Annotated in this window: 15 protein-coding genes; 5 read left to right on the top strand and 10 right to left on the bottom strand. The window is 54.4% G+C overall.

Annotated elements, in window-relative coordinates; translation table 11 throughout:
* Positions 1-42: 42 nt before the first annotated feature.
* From DS878_RS10825 to DS878_RS10815, 3 genes are read right to left on the bottom strand one after another with little or no spacing between them, the layout of a single operon-like run.
* Positions 43-1,272: a DUF445 domain-containing protein gene (locus DS878_RS10825; RefSeq protein WP_113815970.1), complete on the bottom strand. Its 1,230-nt coding sequence runs from the start codon at positions 1,270-1,272 to the stop codon at positions 43-45.
* Entirely contained in the window at positions 1,269-2,009 is a 741-nt protein-coding gene (locus DS878_RS10820) for a 16S rRNA (uracil(1498)-N(3))-methyltransferase (protein WP_113815969.1), read from the bottom strand. Before DS878_RS10820 ends, DS878_RS10825 begins: the two co-directional genes overlap by 4 nt.
* Positions 2,010-2,024: 15 nt before the next feature.
* Positions 2,025-3,374 carry an adenosylmethionine--8-amino-7-oxononanoate transaminase gene (locus DS878_RS10815; RefSeq protein WP_113815968.1) on the bottom strand — a complete coding sequence of 450 codons (1,350 nt, stop codon included), beginning with the start codon at positions 3,372-3,374 and terminating at the stop codon, positions 2,025-2,027.
* A 349-nt stretch (positions 3,375-3,723) separates the two neighbouring features.
* Here DS878_RS10815 and DS878_RS10810 point away from each other — a divergent pair, with 349 nt between their 5' ends.
* Together DS878_RS10810 and DS878_RS10805 are read left to right on the top strand one after the other, a co-directional pair.
* Complete coding sequence (locus DS878_RS10810) at positions 3,724-4,827, top strand: TRAP transporter substrate-binding protein (RefSeq protein ID WP_261977772.1); 1,104 nt, start codon at positions 3,724-3,726, stop codon at positions 4,825-4,827.
* 168 nt (positions 4,828-4,995) lie between these two features.
* Positions 4,996-5,286, top strand: coding sequence for a type VI secretion system PAAR protein (locus tag DS878_RS10805; RefSeq protein ID WP_113815966.1), 291 nt, complete (start codon positions 4,996-4,998; stop codon positions 5,284-5,286).
* 87 nt (positions 5,287-5,373) lie between these two features.
* On the opposite strand, the gene DS878_RS10800 is transcribed toward DS878_RS10805, so the two are convergent.
* The 7 genes from DS878_RS10800 to DS878_RS10770 form a co-directional block, all read right to left on the bottom strand.
* Positions 5,374-6,120 carry an amino acid ABC transporter ATP-binding protein gene (locus tag DS878_RS10800; protein ID WP_113815965.1) on the bottom strand — a complete coding sequence of 249 codons (747 nt, stop codon included), beginning with the start codon at positions 6,118-6,120 and terminating at the stop codon, positions 5,374-5,376.
* A gap of 13 nt (positions 6,121-6,133) precedes the next feature.
* Complete coding sequence (locus tag DS878_RS10795) at positions 6,134-6,805, bottom strand: amino acid ABC transporter permease (protein ID WP_113815964.1); 672 nt, start codon at positions 6,803-6,805, stop codon at positions 6,134-6,136.
* A 96-nt stretch (positions 6,806-6,901) separates the two neighbouring features.
* A complete protein-coding gene (locus DS878_RS10790) occupies positions 6,902-7,660 on the bottom strand; it encodes a transporter substrate-binding domain-containing protein (RefSeq protein WP_113815963.1) in 759 nt (252 codons plus the stop codon).
* Positions 7,661-7,908: 248 nt separating this feature from the next.
* Positions 7,909-8,778 (bottom strand): methylenetetrahydrofolate reductase [NAD(P)H], encoded by an 870-nt coding sequence (gene metF / locus DS878_RS10785; RefSeq protein WP_113815962.1) that lies wholly within the window; start codon positions 8,776-8,778, stop codon positions 7,909-7,911.
* Between the two features lie 12 nt (positions 8,779-8,790).
* Complete coding sequence (ahcY, locus tag DS878_RS10780) at positions 8,791-10,164, bottom strand: adenosylhomocysteinase (RefSeq protein ID WP_113815961.1); 1,374 nt, start codon at positions 10,162-10,164, stop codon at positions 8,791-8,793.
* A 223-nt stretch (positions 10,165-10,387) separates the two neighbouring features.
* Positions 10,388-11,578 (bottom strand): methionine adenosyltransferase, encoded by a 1,191-nt coding sequence (metK, locus tag DS878_RS10775; RefSeq protein ID WP_113815960.1) that lies wholly within the window; start codon positions 11,576-11,578, stop codon positions 10,388-10,390.
* 120 nt (positions 11,579-11,698) lie between these two features.
* Positions 11,699-12,703: a metalloregulator ArsR/SmtB family transcription factor gene (locus tag DS878_RS10770; RefSeq protein ID WP_113815959.1), complete on the bottom strand. Its 1,005-nt coding sequence runs from the start codon at positions 12,701-12,703 to the stop codon at positions 11,699-11,701.
* A gap of 257 nt (positions 12,704-12,960) precedes the next feature.
* Between DS878_RS10770 and tkt the strand changes: the two genes are divergently transcribed.
* The 3 genes from tkt to DS878_RS10755 all read left to right on the top strand — a co-directional run bounded on the left by tkt (position 12,961) and on the right by DS878_RS10755 (position 17,229).
* Positions 12,961-14,961 carry a transketolase gene (gene tkt / locus DS878_RS10765; RefSeq protein WP_113816662.1) on the top strand — a complete coding sequence of 667 codons (2,001 nt, stop codon included), beginning with the start codon at positions 12,961-12,963 and terminating at the stop codon, positions 14,959-14,961.
* Positions 14,961-16,004 carry a type I glyceraldehyde-3-phosphate dehydrogenase gene (locus DS878_RS10760; protein ID WP_113815958.1) on the top strand — a complete coding sequence of 348 codons (1,044 nt, stop codon included), beginning with the start codon at positions 14,961-14,963 and terminating at the stop codon, positions 16,002-16,004. The genes tkt and DS878_RS10760 overlap by 1 nt, the downstream gene beginning before the upstream one ends.
* Before the next feature lie 64 nt (positions 16,005-16,068).
* Positions 16,069-17,229, top strand: coding sequence for a phosphoglycerate kinase (locus DS878_RS10755; protein ID WP_113815957.1), 1,161 nt, complete (start codon positions 16,069-16,071; stop codon positions 17,227-17,229).
* Positions 17,230-17,238 lie beyond the last annotated feature (9 nt).

Here is a 17,238-nt window from a genome sequence, read left to right as displayed (position 1 = left end):
GCAGCCTTGCACAAACTAAAACCGCTATGGTTAGCGGCCGGTTCAGAGCATTGTTCCGCCAAAAACAAAGACAAGCTGGCAGATACCGGCAGCAAAGCCAAGAGTTGCACCTACCAGAATCAGTTTGATCTCGTCCTCCTGAAAACAGGGTCGGAGCAGATCCTGAAACTCTACCGGCGAAAGGGCAGCCATGCGCTCCACCATAATAGACTCAACAGCGCGGGCCCGATCTGTCTCGAACACCGGGTTGTTAAAGGAGGTTTTTGACAGTTCTACGGCCTTCTCACCCACCTGATTCTTGAGTGCTGCAAAGCTGGCTGGACCGATTGCGACCTGGGTAATTGTCTTGCCGAGACCCACGGTTTCATCTACGAGTGGCTTGATGTGTTTTCTTACCATGTTGCGTGCGCGATCACCTTCCGGGCCTTCCAGTATGGCATTAATGATGTTGCCGACAGTGAGGATCTCATGGGTCACTATATGGCAGAAAGATTCCGCAACTTCAGGTTGGCGCTGCAGAAACAGGCCCTGGATACGGAAGCCACCGAATTTCAGTGGGCGTAGCGGGCGGAAAATAACGTTCAGCGCAATCCAGTTGGTTGCCCAGCCAACCATCAGTCCGAAAACAGGCAGTACCCACCAGTTCTGATAAAAGTACCAGACAACCATTTGAATCAGGCCGAACAGGAAGCCGAAGTAGAGGCCGGAATTCACAATAAAGCGGAATTCAGCTTCGCCACACTCCAGGAAAATGCGATTCAGCAGTTGTTTGTCGGCAGCAAGGCGTTCAATCACCATGCTTTTGATATCAAGAAGTTCTTCGACGTTGTCAGCGATCTCGTCAACCAGGTTGTCCACCAGTTTTGGTGTGGATTTCCGCACCCGATCGTAGATGAGCCTTCTGCCGGAAGCAGGGAGGTTTTCCCATAATGTCGGGTACTCTTTGAGCATGAGTTCGTCTACGTATTCTTCGATGCGAGGGTCGACAGAGTAGACGATGTGCGTAGCGAGAACTTTGGGATCAATCTGTTGGAAGATCTCCCGTACGGTGCCGATTTTCGAGATGGTAGCATCGACGCTGATAGCGGCCATTTTTCTGGCTTTAGACGGAATAATGCCCTGCCAGCCCAGCAGCGGCGGTTTGCCCACGAACTCCAGAGGGTAGAAAGTCATTCTGATGGCAAGCCAGTTAGTGGTCCAGCCAATGAGTGCAGCAATTACAGGAATGCTGAGGTATTGCCAGAGTTCCATGCTGGTGAGCAGGTTTGTCATTCCTGGCTCCCGATATCCCCCCACAGCCACTGACACAGTGCCAGAGTGGCGACAGGAGCGGTTTCAGTTCTGAGCACTCGGGGGCCCAGAGCAACAGCCATGAATCCCTCTTTTTCCGCGAGGGCAATTTCTTCTGCTGTCAGGCCGCCTTCGGGGCCAATCATCAGGGCGATGTGTGCAGGCTTGTCCATGGAGGCCAGAGACTGTTCGGTACGGTGATGCAGAACCAGGCGCAGGTCGCAGTCACGGCTGTACTCAAGCCACTGTGCCACCGTCATGATCGGCAGAATCCCGGGCACCCGTGCCCGGCCACATTGTTCTGCGGCGCTCACCGCAATGGATTGCCAATGGCGCAGACGTTTTTCTTCACGGTCACCTTTGAGTTTTACCTCGCTGCGGTCGGTCGTGAGCGGCACAATGCAGGAGACGCCCATTTCAACAGCTTTCTGAATGGCATAATCCATGCGGTCACCCTTGGAAAGGGTCTGGCCAAGAGTGATCTGCAAGGGAGATTCGGTGCGATTTATCTCAGGTGCACCTACAAGCACTTCCACTCGCTTCTTGTTAGCGTCGGTAATGGTAGCCGGGTAGTCCTGGCCATCACCGTTGAATAGTCTCAGAACCTGCCCGGGCTGCATGCGCAATACGCGGCCCACATGCTGGGCAGCGTTTTCATCCAGATCTGTGTGGTTGCCCTCGCTAAGTGGCGAGTTGGTATAAATTCTGGGGATGCGCATGCGTGTTTACCCTGGTCAGTCCCGGACAGCGATGTTGATACCCTCGGTCGCGACCTGGGCCAGATGACGAATCTGGTCTTCGGTGATGACGTAAGGTGGCATGAAGTAAACCACATTACCCAGGGGTCTAAGCAAGGCCTCTCGGGTCAGAGAGTGCTGATAAACCCGAACTCCCCTGCGTTCCTGCCAGGGAAAAGGGGTTTTGGATGCTTTATCTTTGACCATTTCCACTGCGAGAGTCATGCCGTGCTGACGGATATCCCCCACGTTGGGGTGGTCAGCAAGGTGAGCGACGGACTCTGCCAGGCAGGCCGAAAGCCTGCGATTTTTCTCGATTACATTGTCATCCCGGAAAATGTCGAGAGTTGCCAGTGCGACAGCACAACCGATCGGGTTGCCAGTGTAACTATGGCTGTGCAGAAAGGCCTTCAGGGTTTCGTAGTCATCGTAAAATGCGTTGTAAACATCGTTGGTGGTGAGCACAACTGAGAGCGGCAGGTAACCTGCCGTCAACCCTTTGGACAGACACATGAAGTCTGGTGTAATGCCGGACTGCTCGCAGGCAAACAGAGTGCCTGTACGGCCAAACCCGACGGCGATTTCGTCTGCGATCAGGTGCACGCCGTAGCGGTCGCAGGCCTGGCGCAGTTTGGTGTGGTAAACAGGATGGTGCATGCGCATGCCACCCGCACACTGAATCAATGGCTCTACCACGACAGCACAGATTTCCTCGTGCTTCTCCTCCAGCAGCTTTTCCATAGCTTCAAACTGGCGAAGGGCATAGGCTTCATCGGTTTCGCCTGCTTCCTTGTTGTAAGCATCCGGAGAAGGGGCAGTGAGCACTTCCATCAATAAGGGCTTATAGGTTTCCTTGTACAACGCGACATCGCCCAATGCCAGAGCGCCAAGAGTTTCCCCGTGGTAACTGTTGCTCAGGTTTACAAAGTTCTTTTTGCCCGGGCGCCCCTGATTCTTCCAGTAGTGAAAACTCATCTTCAGTGCAGCCTCAATTGCCGACGAACCATTGTCGGCGTAGAAGCACTTGTTCAGTCCCTTAGGGGTCACTTCGATGAGCCGCTCAGACAGATTCACCACAGGCTCGTGGGTGAATCCCGCCAGAATGACGTGCTCCAGCTCGCTGATCTGCTTCTGAATCGCCGCATTGATCCTGGGATTTGCGTGGCCGAACAGGTTGACCCACCAGGAGCTGACCGCGTCGATATACCGGTTGCTTTCAAAATCTTCCAGCCAGACGCCTTTGCCCCGTCTGATCGGAACCAGGGGCAGGGTTTCATGGTCTTTCATCTGGGTGCAGGGGTGCCACACGGATTTCAGGCCGCGGGCGACAAGGTCAGCATTGCGCATGGTGGGGCTCCGGTAAGACGATGGTTCTGTAATGACAAAATCTGGCTGTTAACCTGTGAGGATATTACAGTTAACAGCGGGGTGTGGCTATGGGTTCTGCTTAGGTGGCCAGGAACTGATGTTCCAGCGGCAGTCTTTGTGCCCGTAGCGGCCCTGTTCGTATCTGACGGAGCAACCACAGACACGCTACAGAAATACTACATAGTTTTCGTTTATTCCTGCGTATTGTTAGATCGTTGTATACATTGCCCTTGAATCGCGAATAGCTACGCGTGATTTAACTAAAAAACAAACAACAATGTGAACAGGCAGGTCGTATATGTATCCCGCTAAAGTTGGAAAACTAAGTGTGCTCGTTGTTTTTCTGGTGATGTCAGTTCTGCTCGCTGGCTGTAATGACGCTGACCCCAAAGCCGCCGCTGTAAAAGCTCCTCCCCCTGAACCAACGGTTTACAAGCTGCGTCTGGCCCAGACCTGGGCTGAGAATGCCCCTATTTTTGCCGACACCACAGCCAATCTGGCGCAGATGGTAAATCAGCTTTCAGATGGTGAGCTGCAAATTGAAGTGGTTTCAGCTAATCAGCATAAGAAGCCTTTCGGTGTTTTCGATATGGTGAAATCCGGAGAGTACGATATGGGGCACTCGGCCTCTTATTACTGGAAAGACGTCGATTTCAATATGTTGTTTTTCACCACCGTCCCTTTCGGAATGCTGCCCCAGGAGCAGTACGCGTGGTTTTACCATGGCGGAGGGCTGGAGCTGACGCAGAAGGTGTACAGTAAACACAACATGTTGTCGTTCCCTGGAGGAAACACCGGCAATCAGATGGGGGGCTGGTTCCGAAAGGAAATTAATACCCTGGATGATCTTAAGGGGTTAAGGATGCGAGTTCCGGGCTTTGCAGGGGCAGTTCTGCAGGAGCTTGGAGTAGAGCCCATCAACTTACCGCCAGGCGAACTTTACCAGGCCATGAATGAAGGGCGCATCGATGCCCTTGAATGGGTTGGGCCTTCTCTGGATCTGGGTATGCGGTTCCATGAAATCGCCCGTTTTTACTATACGGGCTGGCATGAGCCCGCCACCGAATTGCAGTTCCTGATCAATCAGGACAGCTGGAAGCGCCTGCCTGAGCGGCTTCAGAAGGTGCTCCAGATTGCCATGCGTACGTCAGCATACGATATGTATATACAATCAACGTACGAGAGCGCTCAGAACTGGTCGACCATCCAGGTTGAGTATCCCGGCGTTCAGATTCGTACGTTTTCTCCGGAGATTCTCCAAGCGTTGTATGACGTGACTGAGGAGCAGTTGAAAGCCCGGGCCAACGAAGATCCGCTTGCCAGAGAGGTATTGGATTCACAGTCCAGATTCCTGTGGAAAGCACGTCGCTGGACCCGGATATCTGATCAGGCTTACCTGAACAGCCATCCCCGTGGCGGGCTACGTAAGTAAACGAAGTAATGCCTAGGCCAGCTCCGCTTGTCCGGTTCACAGTGTGAACCGGACGACTTGGTCAAAGTGTACAGACGGTATAAGATGTAAGTGTCACTTGCCGGAGCCTGAGTTGCCCGATCACAGGTGATGATTCATCAAGGACGAAAACGACGCAAAGGATGCGATATGAGTAAAGCTGTTGTGCTTCTCGGAGACATGGGCTCCGATCACGAGGGTTTCCCGCCTACGCCGGTAATCGCCGGTTCCCCGGATGTTCTGATTGATGGCAAGCCCGTAGCCCGGGTTGGTGATCCGCTGGCGCCCCATTCCAAGCCTAAACACTCTTCGCACCCGCGCGTGATTGCTGCCGGTTCTGCCTCTGTGATGATTAATGGCATACCGGCTGCGGTGACCGGTAGCAAGATTTCCTGTGGGGGTGTGACTATTGGCTCGGGGTCAGTGGTTATTGGCAGCTAATGCTGGCGAAAAGGGTAATGATTTATGGCGAGCGAGGTAGTAATTAAACCCCCGGAGCGAGGGCTTAATTACTATGGCTTAGCGACATCAGTGCGCCAGCACCCTCGATAGAAACGCCTGAGTACGTTCATTCTGAGGATTATCGAACACGTCATCCGGCTTGCCTTCTTCCACAATCTGGCCTTCGTGAATGTAAATCACGCGGTCAGCCACTTCCCGGGCGAAGCCCATTTCGTGGGTGACGACCATCATGGTCATGCCTTCTTTGGCCAGTTCGCGCATTACGTCCAGCACTTCACCGATCATTTCCGGGTCCAGCGCCGAGGTGGGCTCGTCGAACAGCATCAGTCGCGGTTCCATGGCGAGGGCACGGGCTATGGCAACCCGTTGCTGCTGGCCGCCGGAGAGATGGCCGGGGTATTTGTCAGCCTGGCTGCCGATGCCTACACGCTCCAGCAGGCGTTCTGCGGTGGCGTTGGCGACAGGTTTAGGAGCGTTTTTCACTTTCCGGGGCGCCAGCATGATGTTCTCTTTCACCGTAAGGTGAGGGAACAGATTGAACTGCTGGAACACCATGCCTACTTCTTTACGGATTTGCGAAAGAGCCTGCTGATTGCCGCCGTTCGGAGCAAGCTCCTGGCCTTCGACTTCAAGGTGGCCGGATTCGAACTCTTCAAGCCCGTTCACGCAGCGGATCAGGGTGGATTTACCTGATCCGCTGGCACCGATAATAACGACTACTTCGCCTTGCTCTACGGTTAAATCAATATCTTTAAGGACATGCACCTTGCCGAAGTACTTGTTCATGCCCTTCATTTTTACAATCTGAGTCATGGGTCAGGTTCCTTCAGACAGAAGCCAGTCCGCGCCGTTCAACAAGGCGAAGAATCAGTGACAAGGAGAGGGTGATGGCCAGATACATGATTGCAACCACGAAATACACCTCAAAGGCAGTGAAGGTGCTGGCAATGTAAACCTGACCCTGGCGTACGAGTTCGCCGACGCCGATAACCGAAAACAGTGAGGTGTCCTTGATACTGACAATGGCCTGGTTGCCAAGCGGCGGGATCATGCGCCGGAATGCCTGGGGCCATATGATTGACCAGAATGTCTGAGTACGGGAAAGGCCCAGAGAAAGCCCGGCTTCGGTCTGTCCCTTGGCGATGGACTGAACGCCACCACGTACCACTTCAGAAATGTAAGCGCCCGAGTTCAGGGCAATTGCGGCAACACCTGCAGTCAGAGGGTCTATGGGCCCGCCAATCAGATCGGGCAGGCCGTAAAAGATAAACAGAACCTGAACCAGGATCGGAGTACCACGAAAGATTTCTATGTAGGCCGTCGCGGGCCACTTCAGAAACCACTTTTTGTTGATGCTCAGCAGACCAAAAAGGATGCCGAGGGCAAAGCCTATAAGCAGGCCGCCAAATGAAATCATCAGAGTGTAAGGTATTCCCTTGAGCAGAAAGGGAATAGAGTCGATGGCTGCTTGCCAGTCAAACTGGAACTGGGATTCCACAGTGTACGTCTCCGCCGGGGTTGGAGTCAGAAGCAGCCGGGGTGAAGCCCACCCCGGCGCAACAAGAGGAACGGGCCACGTGAGCCCCTTCGGCTGTTACTTGCCTTCCGGCATCGGGCCAAACCACTTCTCGTAGATGGTTTTGTAGGTTCCGTCTTCTTTCATGGAGGCAAGAGCCTCATTCACCTCGTCGACCCATTCGCTGCCACTTTTCAGAGCGATGCCATACTGCTGGCCTTCGTAAAGCGTGCCAACGGTTTTGACTTCACCTTCACCCTTGGTACGGGCGAAATAGCCAACGTTCGGGGCGTCGTAGAATACCGCGTCGACTGCACGGGACATCAGAGCCATATACATATCAGAGCTGCCTGGGTAGGGCGTTACGCCGTCGTTCTTATCCAGGTTTTTCTTCAGAAAATCATAACTGGTACTGCCGATTTTTGAGCCAATCTTCAGGCCTTCAAGGTCGGACAGTTCTGTTACTTCATTGTTGTCCTGACGAACCAGAATCCGCAGGCCGGAATCGTAGTAGGGGTCAGAGAAATCGACGATTTTTTCACGCTCTTCGGTGATGGTAATACCGGCAATGGCGATATCCACGTTGCCTGTTTGCAGGGCAGGGATGATGCCGTTGAAGTCCATGGTATTAACGTCGTATTCAAAGCCGGCGCGCTGAGCGACTTCAGCGATTATCTCCATGTCGAAACCGATCATTTCTCCGGTTTCCTGGTCCAGCATTTCGAACGGAACGAAGCTTGGGTCTGTGGCTACTCGCAGGGTTTCAGCGCTAACCGTGCTGACCGCAACGGTAAGTGCCAGGCCAGTGCCCAGTGTTTTCAGCCATTTCGTGCTCATGCTTTCTCCTTCTCTTTTTATGAGGCTCCGTATGCCCGGTAAGGCAGGCCGGAAGATTCACTGTTGGTGACTGTTATCTCCGGGGAGCGTTAGTGGAACTGCACCACGTACACTTTAGACTATTACTCAGGAGCGCACCCAATATCAAATGCGTGACTTGATTACTGTGGCGGATGACGGGAAGTGTGGAGGCCGGGTTATGGCTTTGTGGCATAACCCGGCGAGGTGCCTGGTGTTGTGGAATCTGATCAGAACGCGATTTTTTCCCGTTCACTGATTCCAAGGTTCTTCCAGATGCTGATGCTGGGCTCAGCCTGGTTCAGAGTGTAAAAGTGCAGCCCGGGTGCGCCGGCTTCCAGCAGCTTTTCACACATGCGGGTGATCACTTCCTCACCAAACTTACGGATACTGACACTGTCATCTCCGTAGGCTTCCAGCTGCTTGCGGATCCAGCGCGGTATTTCTGCACCGCACATGTCAGAGAAGCGCACCAGGCTGGAAAAATTCACGATCGGCATGATGCCCGGTACCACCGGAATGGTAACTCCCATCTTTTCCAGCCGGTCGATGAAGTAGAAGTAGCTTTCCGGGTTGAAAAAGTACTGGGTAATGGCGCTGTTGGCGCCGGCTTCTACCTTGCGGGCGAAGTTTTTCAGATCTTCTTCGGCATTGCGGGCCTGGGGGTGGAACTCCGGGTAGGCCGCTACTTCGAGGTTGAAATGGTCGCCACTGTGCTGGCGGATGAACTCAACCAGTTCGTTGGCGTAACGCATTTCGCCAGAGGCACCCATACCGGAAGGCATGTCACCCCGAAGGGCGACAATCCGGTTGATACCATTCTCTTTATACAGATCCAGCAGCTCCGCAATTTCTTCCCGGGTGCCACCGACGCAGGATAAATGTGGTGCTGTAGAAATGCCCTGTTTATGCAGGTTGAGCACGGTTTCAATGGTGCGGTCCCGTGTGGAGCCGCCCGCACCGAAGGTGACGGAGAAAAAATCCGGATTCACCCCGGCAAGCTGATCGCGCACCACCTGGAGTTTCTCTTTGCCCTGGTCGGTCTTGGGCGGAAAGAACTCGAAGCTGAAACGGCGTTTGAACTGTTTCTGGGATTGCATGGTATTACCTGATCAGTATTTGTAGCTTTCTGGCTTGTACGGGCCTTCGACCGGTACGCCAATGTATTGTGCCTGTTCCGGGGTCATCCTGGTGATCACACCGCTGAAACCCTCAACCATGGCGCGGGCCACTTCTTCGTCCAGTTGCTTGGGCAGAACCTGTACATAAACACCTTTTGAACGGGCTTCTTCCGGCAGATCCGCGAACTTGCGCTCAAACAGGTACATCTGAGCCAGAACCTGGTTTGCGAAAGAACCGTCCATGATCCGTGAAGGATGGCCAGTGGCGTTGCCCAGATTCACCAGGCGACCTTCAGAAAGCAGAATCAGGTGATCGTTAACCGCCTTGTCGCGATAGATAACGTGAACCTGAGGCTTAACTTCATCCCATTCCCAGTTCTTGCGCATATAGGCGGTATCGATTTCATTGTCGAAGTGACCAATGTTGCAGACAACCGCGCCGGATTTCAGTGCCTTGAGCATATGCGCGTCGCACACGTTCATGTTGCCGGTGGTGGTTACAATCAGGTCGGTAGTCTGTAGCAGGGCCTTGTTTATGCAGGCTTCAGTGCCCGTGTTGATACCATCGATGTACGGGGAAACCACTTCGTAACCGTCCATGCAGGCCTGCATCGCACAAATAGGATCAGCTTCGGATACTTTGACGATCATGCCTTCCTGACGCAGGGAGGCAGCGGAGCCTTTACCTACATCACCGTAGCCAATTACCAGAGCTTTCTTGCCCGCCATCAGGTGATCTGTGCCGCGTTTGATGGCGTCGTTGAGGCTGTGACGACAACCGTATTTGTTGTCGTTTTTCGATTTGGTAACCGCATCATTTACGTTGATGGCCGGTACTTTCAGAGTGCCTTCGCGCAGCATTTCCTGCAGACGGTGTACGCCGGTGGTGGTTTCTTCAGTCACACCGTGACAGTTAGCCAGAACTTCCGGGTATTTTTCATGGAGCAGGGCTGTCAGATCGCCGCCGTCATCCAGAATCATGTTGGGTTCCCAGCCTTCCACGTCGGCACCGATAGTGCGCTCAAGGCACCAGTCATACTCTTCGTCGGTTTCGCCTTTCCAGGCAAACACAGGGATGTTCTGGGCCGCGATGGCTGCGGCGGCCTGATCCTGGGTGGAGAAGATGTTGCAGGATGACCAGCGCACATTTGCTCCCAGCTCGATCAGCGTTTCGATCAGCACTGCTGTCTGGATGGTCATGTGGATGCAGCCCATGATATTGGCGCCTTTCAGCGGCTGCTCAGTTTTGTACTTTTCACGCAGAGCCATCAGGGCGGGCATTTCGCCTTCGGCGATCTTGATTTCTTTGCGGCCCCAGTCGGCCAGGTTGATATCGCGGACTTTATAGTCGTTGAAGTTACTCATTGGTGTTCTCCGATTAGTTCTGTTTTGGCCAGAGAGTTTATTTCTGTGGCCTCTGAAATCTGAAGTATTCGGAGATGGGGGCAGCTTCCGTGGAACCGCTACGAGCACATCCATGTGCACTTGTCTTCGGCCGTCCTTGGCCATCGACATTCCACGGAAGCTGCCCCCCATCTCCTTGTTCAAGCTTCGGGCGCATGAGGTCATTCATACGCCTGAGAATTGTTCAGATACCTGCGGCGCCTTTCAGAGCTGCTGCGCGGTCGGTTTTTTCCCAAGGGAAAGCCGTGAAAGTTTTACCGTCAACGGTCATCTCATATGGCTCGCGGCCGAAGTGGCCATAGGCCGCTGTAGCCCGATACATGGGGTGCAGCAGGTCGAGCATGTTGGTGATGGCGTAAGGGCGCAGATCAAAGTGCTGGCGGACCAGCTCAATAATTTTGTCGTCGCCGATTTTTCCGGTACCGAAAGTGTTTACGGAAATGGATGTGGGTTGCGCCACGCCGATGGCGTAGGAAACCTGAATCTCGCACTTGTCAGCCAGGCCGGCGGCGACAATATTCTTGGCCACGTAACGGCCTGCATAGGCAGCAGAGCGATCAACCTTCGAGGGGTCTTTGCCCGAGAAGGCACCACCACCGTGACGGGCCATACCACCGTAGGTGTCGACGATGATCTTGCGGCCAGTAAGACCGCAGTCACCAACCGGGCCGCCGATAACAAACTTGCCCGTGGGGTTGATGTGGAACTGAGTGCCCTTGTGCAGAAGTTCGGCCGGCAGCACATTTTTCACGACCAGTTCCATAATGGCTTCTTTCAGATCAGCCTGGCTGACATCCGGGTCGTGCTGGGTTGAAAGTACAACCGCATCAATGCCCACAACCTTGCCGTTTTCATAGCGGCAGGTTACCTGGCTTTTCGCATCGGGACGCAGCCACGGCAGTACGCCGTTTTTGCGGGCTTCTGCCTGGCGTTCAACCAGACGGTGGGCAAAGGTGATCGGTGCAGGCATCAGCACTTCAGTTTCGTTGCTGGCATAACCAAACATCAGGCCCTGATCACCAGCGCCCTGATCTTCCGGTTTCTGACGGTCGACACCCTGGGCGATATCCACAGATTGCTTGCCGATGATATTGATAATGCCGCAGGTGTCCCCGTCGAAGCCGACGTCTGAGGAGGTATAGCCAATGTCCTTGATCACACCGCGAACCAGATCTTCCAGATCTACCCATGCGCTGGTTGTGATTTCACCACCAACAATGGCTACACCGGTTTTTACCATGGTTTCGCAAGCTACGCGGGCGTGGGGATCATCCATAAGAATGGAATCCAGAACCGCGTCGGAAATCTGGTCGGCCAGTTTGTCCGGGTGGCCCTCGGAGACCGATTCGGAGGTGAAAATGTTGTAGTCGGACATAGCTTGCTCCTCTGTGAGCGTTTCGAAATCTTGTGGGTTATAGCGTGTAAGTAATACTACTTACACCAATATCAAAGTTTTTGAATATTCCCTGGGAGGCATTGCTATCCCTGGGTTCCGTTACCTCAAGGGTAGCTGGGTTTTCCAGAATTCTCTGACCTGAATCTGGAAACCGTTACGCAACCCGATAAACAATTGCTCACCGGATTTAAGGCCCGCAGCTATTGCCCAGGCGGTGAGCTCTTCCGGTTCGAAACCAAGCCAGAGGTCGCCGCAGTTATCCTTTGCCCAGTTCTGGTCGTGGCGGCACAGGTCGCTGATAACCAGGCAACCGCCGTTATTCATCAAGGCCGCAGCATCCAGAAAAATGTCTGCAGGGCTGGGTACGTGGTGTAACACCATATTGGCCACTACAAGATCAAACGCATCACCGCGGGCCAGCAGTGTGTCGGTTATGCCTTCTATCAGATCGACATTGTTGAGGTGCTGGTCAATGCAGGTTCGCGTTGCCTTGGCCAGCATGTCCCGGCTGTTATCCAGCGCCACAACATGTTCACTAAGCTCTGATAACACCGGCAGGAAGCCGCCTTCACCCGGCCCGATTTCCAGAGCCGTCTGCCAGTGGTGTTTGCGTGTCCGCTTGCGAATCATCTCGGCCACAGGCACCGCGTAGAGGTCAAACGCCGCAATCAATTCCTGCTGCTCCCGGAACTGATCTGAATGCCGGGAGAAAAACGCCTGCGACTGATCTGCGCGCTGGTTACGGATAGATTCAATTTTTTCCTGCAGATGCGCGGGCAAAGGTGCGCGGTCTACAGCTTCAAAAATCTGCCGGATCGTCAGATCTGTCGGCTTGTCGTTATCCAGGTGCAGCGGGCGCCGATAAAAAATCGAGTTGCCTTCACGCTGCGGCTCTACCAGCCCTGCCTTGTGCATTACTTTCAGGTGGTGGCTCATGCCGGACTGGCGCATATCGAACAGTTGGCTGAGTTCCAGCACACCAAAGGTATCGCGCCGCAGCACACGCAAAATCTCCAGGCGCAGAGGGTCGCCGCTTGCCTTGAAGATAGGGGCAAGCACGTCCACGGAGGATATTTGGTTAGCCTGTGCATTCAAACTTGTCATGGTTGCGGAGTGTAAGTGGGTTTGGGTGATCAATCAATAGCCATATCAAAATATTTTGATATAGAATTATCACTCTTTGAAATCAACCTCTTTCGGGAATCTGCGCCAGGATATTTGCACAGAAGGCGCATCATGATTTGCCCCGGCACACCCTAATCGGCGAAAATACGCGCCTTATTTTTGAGCAGCTTTTTATCGCCCCATTAAAAGCCCTGGGTTGCTCCCTACTTTCCCTGAAAAACATTGGAGAAACGTTAATGCCCTCTCGTAAAGATCTCGCCAACGCCATTCGCGCGCTGAGCATGGATGCGGTTCAGAAAGCCAAATCCGGCCACCCGGGTGCGCCCATGGGCATGGCTGATATCGCCGAGGTACTGTGGAACGATTACCTGAGCCACAATCCTGCTAATCCACAGTGGGCCAACCGCGACCGTTTTGTACTGTCCAACGGCCATGGCTCCATGCTGCAGTACTCACTGTTGCACCTGAGCGGCTATGACGTTTCCATTGACGATCTCAAGAACTTCCGCCAACTGCACTCAAAAACGCCTGGCCACCCGGAATACGGTTACACCCCGGGTGTAGAAACCACCACTGGCCCACTGGGGCAGGGCATTGCTAACGCAGTGGGCTTCGCACTGGCAGAGAAAACCCTGGCGGCACAGTTCAACCGCCCGGGCCATGAAGTTGTTGACCACTACACCTACGCATTCCTGGGCGATGGCTGCCTTATGGAAGGCATCTCTCACGAAGTCTGTTCGCTGGCGGGCACTCTGGGCCTGGGCAAACTGATCATGTTCTACGACGACAACGGCATCTCTATTGATGGCGAAGTTGAAGGCTGGTTTACCGACAACACACCGCAGCGATTTGAAGCCTATGGCTGGCAGGTAATCCCCAGTGTTGACGGCCATGACGCCGATGCCATCCGTGCCGCTGTTGAGGCTGGCCGTGCCAACACCGAACAGCCCACACTGATCTGCTGCAAAACCATCATCGGCTTCGGCTCACCCAATAAACAGGGTAAAGAAGATTGCCACGGCGCCCCGCTGGGTGACGATGAAATTGCACTGACCCGCGAAGCCCTGGGCTGGACTTACGGCCCGTTTGAGATTCCTGCCGACATTTACGACGCCTGGAATGCCAAAGATAAAGGCGCCAGCGCCGAAAGCGCCTGGAACGAAGCCTTTGCTGCATATGAAAAAGCGGAACCGGAACTGGCTGCTGAACTGAAGCGCCGTATGGCCGGTGATCTGCCTGCAGATTTCTCTGAAAAAGCCCAGGCTTACATTCAGGAATGTCAGGACAAAGGCGAAACCATTGCCAGCCGTAAAGCCTCCCAGAACACCCTGAATGCCTACGGCCCGTTACTGCCGGAACTGCTTGGCGGTTCTGCCGACCTGGCCGGCTCCAACCTCACTCTCTGGAGCGGTTGTAAAGGCGTAAGTAAAAACGATGCCAACGGTAACTACATCTATTACGGTGTGCGTGAGTTCGGCATGGCCGCCATCATGAACGGTGTTGCCCTGCACGGCGGTTTTGTACCTTACGGCGCGACCTTCCTGATCTTTATGGAATACTGCCGTAACGCCGTGCGCATGGCCGCACTGATGAAACAGCGTGCTATCTACGTGTTCACTCACGATTCTATTGGTCTGGGTGAAGACGGCCCGACGCATCAGCCGGTTGAGCAACTGGCCAGCCTGCGCACCACTCCGAACATGAGCACCTGGCGCCCGGCCGACGCAGTTGAATCCGCGGTTGCCTGGAAAAGTGCTCTTGAGCGCAAAGACGGCCCCACCGCCATGATCTTCTCCCGCCAGAACCTGCCTGCACAGGCTCGTGACGCACAGCAACTGGCGGATGTGGCAAAGGGCGCCTACGTGCTGACAGACAGCGAAGGCACTCCAGACCTTATCCTGATTGCCACCGGCTCAGAAGTAGGCCTGGCACAGGACAGCGCTGCCAAACTGCGTGAGCAGGGCAAGAAAGTTCGCGTTGTTTCCATGCCATCAACTGACGTATTCGATGCCCAGAGTGCCGAGTACAAGCAGCAGGTGCTGCCGCTGGAAGTTACCAACCGCATTGCCATCGAAGCCTCGATTGCGGATTACTGGTACAAGTACGTGGGCCTGGATGGCCGCGTTGTGGGCATGACCACCTTCGGTGAATCTGCCCCGGCCGGCGAACTGTTCAAAGAGTTCGGCTTTACCGTAGAAAACGTACTCGAAGTAGCTGCGGAATTGCTGGACGCCTGATGACAGTACCTGCGCCCTATCGTATTGCGATCAACGGGTATGGCCGTATTGGCCAGTGCGTGTTGCGTGCTCTGTACGAAAACGGTTTTCGCGATCACCTTCAGGTGGTCGCGATTAACGAGCTTTCCGATATCGACACGATTGCACACCTTACCCGATACGATTCCACCCATGGCCGGTTTTCCGGAAGCATTGCGGTGCAGGGGCAGGATCTGATCATTAACGGTGATCCCATCCGTGTGCTCAGCCATTCAGACCCGGCCGAGTTGCCGTGGAATGAACTGGGCATAGATCTGGTACTGGAATGCTCCGGCTCCTATTCCGACCGGGCCACGGCAGAGCGACACCTTCAGGCGGGGGCAAAACGACTGCTGTTTTCCCAGCCTGCTGAATCGGATGTGGATCGCACCGTGGTTTACGGCATCAACGAGTCTGAAATCACAGAAACCGACCGGATAGTGGCAGCAGGTTCCTGCACCACCAACTGTCTGGTTCCGGTGATCTGTGTACTGGATAAAGCTTTCGGCGTGGAGCAGGGTTGTACCACCACCATTCACGCCGCCATGAATGACCAGCCAGTCATAGACGCCTACCATCAGCAGGACCTGCGCCTTACCCGCAGTGCGCTCCACAACATAGTCCCGGTAGATACAGGGCTGGCACGCGGTGTTGAGCGCCTGCTTCCTCACATGGAAGGCCGTTTCAGCTCCGTGGCTTTGCGCGTGCCCACCATGAACGTCTCTGCTATCGACATGGTGTTCAATGTGAGAGAAACCACGGATGTAGCCGCAGTAAACCGCGTGTTGAAAGACGCAGCAAATGGCCCGCTGAAAGGCATTCTCGGTTACACCGATGAACTGCTGGCCAGCTCCGACTTCAACCACGATGCTCATTCCGGTGTTGTGGACGGCGGCCAGACCCGGGTAACCCGGGGGAATATGGTAAAACTGCTGGTCTGGTTTGATAACGAATGGGGATTTGCCAACCGCATGCTGGATGTAAGCCAGAGTTGGCTGGGTAAAACCACAGAGGCTCAAGAGTGAAAAGAGGCTTGGCCAGAGAGCCTGCCTCAATCTTCATGATTTAAACGTTAAGGATATTAGTGTTATGGCCATCAAAAAAATGACCGACCTGAACCTCGCTGGTAAGCGGGTTCTGATCCGCGAAGACCTCAACGTGCCGGTAAAAAACGGCGTGATTTCCAGTGATGCCCGCATTCGCGCGTCCCTGCCCACCATCAAAGCTGCCAGAGACGCCGGTGCCAAGGTAATGCTGATGTCCCACCTGGGCCGCCCGGAAGAAGGTGTATACGACGAAGCTTCCTCCATGAAGCCGGTTGCTGATTACCTCACCGGGGTGCTGGGCCAGGAAGTGCGCCTGATTAAAGATTACCTTGGTGGCGTTGACGTGGCCGACGGCGAAGTGGTGCTGTTCGAGAACGTTCGCTTCAACAAAGGCGAAAAGAAAGACGACGAAACCCTGGCCAAACAATACGCTGCCCTGTGCGACATCTACGTGATGGATGCCTTCGGTACAGCCCACCGTGCCCAGGCATCTACCCACGGCGTAGCCCGCTTTGCACCGGAAGCCTGCGCAGGCCCACTGCTGGCTGCGGAACTGGAAGCCCTGGGCAAAGCCCTGGATAACCCGGCCAAACCGGTTGTAGCCATTGTTGGTGGCGCTAAAGTATCCACCAAACTTGACGTGCTCAACGCCCTCGAAAAAGTGTGTGACCAGATCATCGTAGGTGGCGGCATCGCCAACACCTTCCTGGCCGCAGCCGGCCACCCAGTTGGTAAATCCCTGTGCGAACACGAACTGCTGGATACTGCCAGAGACATCGCCTCCCGCGTTAAGATCCCGCTGCCGGTCGACGTAGTGGTTGCCAGTGAGTTTGCGGAAGGTGCTACAGCCACCATCCGGAATATTTCCGACGTGACTGAAGACGACATGATCCTCGACGTAGGCCCGGAAACCGCAGGCCAGTTCGCGGAACTGCTCAAGAACGCCAAAACCATCCTGTGGAATGGCCCCGTAGGTGTGTTCGAGTTTGATCAGTTTGGCAACGGCACCAAAACCCTGGCTGAAGCCATCGCCGAGAGCGATGCATTCTCACTGGCCGGTGGTGGCGACACAGTTGCAGCCGTTGACAAATACAATATAGCTGACAAGATCTCTTATATTTCCACCGGCGGTGGAGCCTTCCTGGAATTTGTGGAAGGTAAAGTACTGCCGGCCGTTGCCGTACTGGAAGAGCGCGGAGCATAGAGTTCTGAG

Origin of the sequence: Marinobacter sp. F3R11 (genome assembly GCF_003318275.1) — a bacterium.
In the GTDB taxonomy this organism is placed as follows: Bacteria; Pseudomonadota; Gammaproteobacteria; order Pseudomonadales; family Oleiphilaceae; genus Marinobacter.
The sequence above is the reverse complement of the archived record's forward strand: the minus strand, read 5'-3'. Positions and strand labels throughout refer to the sequence as shown.